This window comes from Actinomycetes bacterium (assembly GCA_035489715.1).
Taxonomy (GTDB): domain Bacteria; phylum Actinomycetota; class Actinomycetes; order JACCUZ01; family JACCUZ01; genus DATHAP01.
In genome coordinates this window covers 1-3,204 of record DATHAP010000192.1, presented here as the reverse complement: position 1 = coordinate 3,204, position 3,204 = coordinate 1, and the positions used below count along the sequence as shown (strand labels likewise).

Annotated in this window: 3 protein-coding genes and 1 pseudogene; 2 read left to right on the top strand and 2 right to left on the bottom strand. The window is 73.7% G+C overall.

The genetic code is table 11. The annotated features are described in order from the left end of the window. Window positions 1-163: 163 nt before the first annotated feature. Window positions 164-266: pseudogene (locus VK640_15535) on the bottom strand (hypothetical protein). A 107-nt stretch (window positions 267-373) separates the two neighbouring features. Beyond that, the gene (gene phoU / locus VK640_15530; GenBank protein HTE74587.1) at window positions 374-1,036 is read right to left on the bottom strand and encodes a phosphate signaling complex protein PhoU; all 663 of its coding nucleotides are present in this window, start codon (window positions 1,034-1,036) and stop codon (window positions 374-376) included. A 149-nt stretch (window positions 1,037-1,185) separates the two neighbouring features. Here phoU and VK640_15525 point away from each other — a divergent pair, with 149 nt between their 5' ends. Continuing rightward, complete coding sequence (locus tag VK640_15525; protein ID HTE74586.1) at window positions 1,186-2,340, top strand: ATP-binding protein; 1,155 nt, start codon at window positions 1,186-1,188, stop codon at window positions 2,338-2,340. Beyond that, window positions 2,337-3,017: a response regulator transcription factor gene (locus VK640_15520; protein HTE74585.1), complete on the top strand. Its 681-nt coding sequence runs from the start codon at window positions 2,337-2,339 to the stop codon at window positions 3,015-3,017. The genes VK640_15525 and VK640_15520 overlap by 4 nt, the downstream gene beginning before the upstream one ends. The last annotated feature ends 187 nt before the right edge of the window (window positions 3,018-3,204 follow it).

Sequence of the window (3,204 nt, the reverse complement as noted above, 5' to 3'; positions counted from 1 at the left end):
CCGGTCACCACCGGTGGGGAGTATCTCGACCCCGACGCGGCGACCGCCTCCATCGAGGCGGTCAAGAGCCAGGGCCGCTGAGCCTCACTGTCTGTGCGCCGCGGCCAGGCGGCGGGACGGTTGCCGAGCTGGCACACACTGTGCGGATCTCCTGGTTGCCCGATCAGTCGTCGCGCCCACGCCGTCGTGGACAGGGAGTGTCGCCGGCGGCGAGCATCGCCACGAACACGGCGATCTTCCGGGCCCTCGTCCCGGGCCGCTTGGCCGAGAGGACCCGTCCTTTGTCGTGTCAGGGGACGATCATGGCGGAGGCTGCGCTCTCTGCTGAGCCCGTGCGACCGCCTCGTCGGCCACGGCCGGGGGGCAGGGACACTCAGACCGGCTCGGTGAGCTCCTGCGGCTGCTGGCCGGTGACGAGGAAGACGACCCGGCGCGACACCGCGACGGCGTGGTCGGCGAACCGCTCGTAGTAGCGGCTCACCAGCGTCACGTCGATCGCCGCCTCGATGCCGTAGGGCTCCGACACGTCGAGCAGCGCGGCGAACAGCTCGCGGTGCAGCCGGTCCATCGCGTCGTCGTCCCGCTCGATCTCGAGCGCCGCGGCGACGTCGTGCGACGCGATGACCCCGCCGGCCTTGGCCACGAGCCGCTCGGCCACCTGACCCATCTCGACGATGGTGGCGCGCAGCGGGGCGGGCACGGCGGGGTCCGGGAACCGGCGACGGGCAGCCCGCGCCACGTGCCGCGCCAGGTCGCCCATCCGCTCCAGGTCGGCGCTCATCTTCAGCGTCGTGACGATCGTGCGCAGGTCGCTGGCGACCGGCTGCTGCCGGGCCAGCAGGTCCATGGCCCGCCGGTCGATGTCGTCGCGCAGCGCGTCGACCGCGTCGTCGGCGTGGATCACGCTCTCGGCCAGCGCCAGGTCGGCGTCGAGCAGTGCGGTGGACGCCCGGCTGATCGCCGAGCCGACCAGGCGGGTCATCTCGACCAGCGCCTCGGTCAGGGCAGCGAGCTCCTCGTGGTACGCGTCGCGCATCGTCGTCCTTCGTCGGGGGGCGGGACGCCCGCACTCTGGCAGCCGCCCGTGAACGGGCGCGGACCCCGAGGTGAACAGTCGCCGAACGAGCCGGCCGGAGCGGCTTCGAGCGGCGGGCCGGCCCGTGGGGCGCGTCTACGATCGGCCACGTGGACGCCTGGCTCGCAGCTCTCTCGGGCGTCGTCGGCGTCCTCGTGGGCGCCGGCGCGGTCCTGGCCTTCAACCTCAGCGAGCGCGAGCAGCGGCGGGTGGTCGCCGCCGAGTCGCCGACGAGCCTGCTGCCTGCAGGGGTGGCCGACGTCCTGGCCGTCCTGCGCTCCTCCGCAGTGGTCCTCGACGTCGACGACCGGGTGGTCCGGTCCAGCCCGGCGGCCCTGGCGATGGGCCTGGTCCGGGCCGACCGGCTGGTGTCCGAGGAGCTGCTCGCGCTGGTGCAGCGGACCCGTCGGGACGGCGAGATCCGCGAGGAGCGCCTCGACCTGCCCCGCGGGCCGCTCGGCGACGCGACCTTCGCCGTCCTCGCCCGGGTCGCCCCGCTCGGGGCCTCCTTCGTCCTGCTGCTCGTCGAGGACCACACCGAGGCCCGGCGGGTGGAGGAGGTCCGGCGGGACTTCGTGGCCAACGTCAGCCACGAGCTCAAGACCCCGGTCGGCGCGATGGCGCTGCTCGCGGAGGCGCTGGTGGACGCGGCCGACGACCCGGAGGCGGTACGTCGCTTCGCCCGTCGGATCGAGCACGAGAGCGGGCGGCTGAGCCGGCTGGTCCAGGACGTCATCGAGCTGTCCCGGCTGCAGAGCCACGACCCGCTCCAGGCCCCGACCCTGGTCGCCCTCGACGACGTCGTTGCCGAGGCCGTCGACCGCAGCCGGGCCACCGTCGACGCCCGCCGGATCACCCTGGTCTGCGGCGGCCGTCGTGGCGTGGTCGTGCGCGGCGACGCCCGGCAGCTGGTCACCGCGCTGGGCAACCTGGTCGACAACGCCGTGCGCTACGCGCCGGAGGGGACCCGGGTCTCCGTCGCCACCGCCCTGTCCGGCACCCCCCCGACGGCGGTGGCCGAGCTCAGCGTCACCGACGAGGGGCCGGGCATCGGCGAGGTCGAGCGGGACCGGATCTTCGAGCGGTTCTACCGGGTCGACGCGGCCCGGTCGCGGGACACCGGTGGCACCGGCCTCGGACTGTCCATCGTCAAGCACGTCGCGGCCGGCCACGGCGGCGAGGCGACGGTCTGGAGCGCCGAGGGCACCGGCTCCACCTTCACCCTGCGACTCCCCGCCGCAGCCGTCTCCGAGGAGAGTGCGTGACCCGCATCCTGGTCGTCGAGGACGAGGAGTCGTTTCGCGACGCCCTCTCCTACATGCTGCGCAAGGAGGGCTTCGAAGTCGTCCTGGCCGACACCGGCCCGGCAGCCCTTGAGGAGTTCGACCGGCACGGCGCCGACCTGGTGCTGCTCGACCTGATGCTGCCCGGTCTGTCCGGCACCGAGGTGTGCCGCGCGCTGCGGGCGAGGTCCAACGTCCCCGTGATCATGCTGACTGCCAAGGACAGCGAGGTGGACAAGGTGGTCGGGCTGGAGCTCGGTGCCGACGACTACGTGACCAAGCCCTACTCCACCCGCGAGCTGCTCGCCCGGATCCGTGCGGTGCTCCGCCGACGCGGCGAGCCGGAGGACCTGGCGCCGGCGACGGTGGAGGCCGGCCCGGTGCGGCTGGACGTGGACCGGCACGTGGTGAGCGTCGCGGGCGACGAGGTCGCGATGCCGCTCAAGGAGTTCGAGCTGCTCGAGCTGCTGCTGCGCAACGCCGGCCGGGTGCTGACCCGCGGCCAGCTGATCGACCGGGTGTGGGGGTCGGACTACGTCGGCGACACCAAGACCCTCGACGTGCATGTCAAGCGGCTGCGGGCCAAGGTCGAGCCCGAGCCGGCCACCCCGCGGCACATCGTCACGGTGCGGGGGCTCGGCTACAAGTTCGAGCCCTGACCCGCCGGCTACCGGCGGTGATCACCGAGCGGCGGCGGCCGGGCACGTTGCGCGAACCGTCCGTTCTGCCTATGTCCGACATGCGGTCGGCCGTCCTAGCGTGCGACCGCAGGGGGCCGCGTCGGGGACTGGGAGGGAATCGTGACGAGGACAGCACGCGGACGGGTGGGGGCGGCGGTCGCAGCCG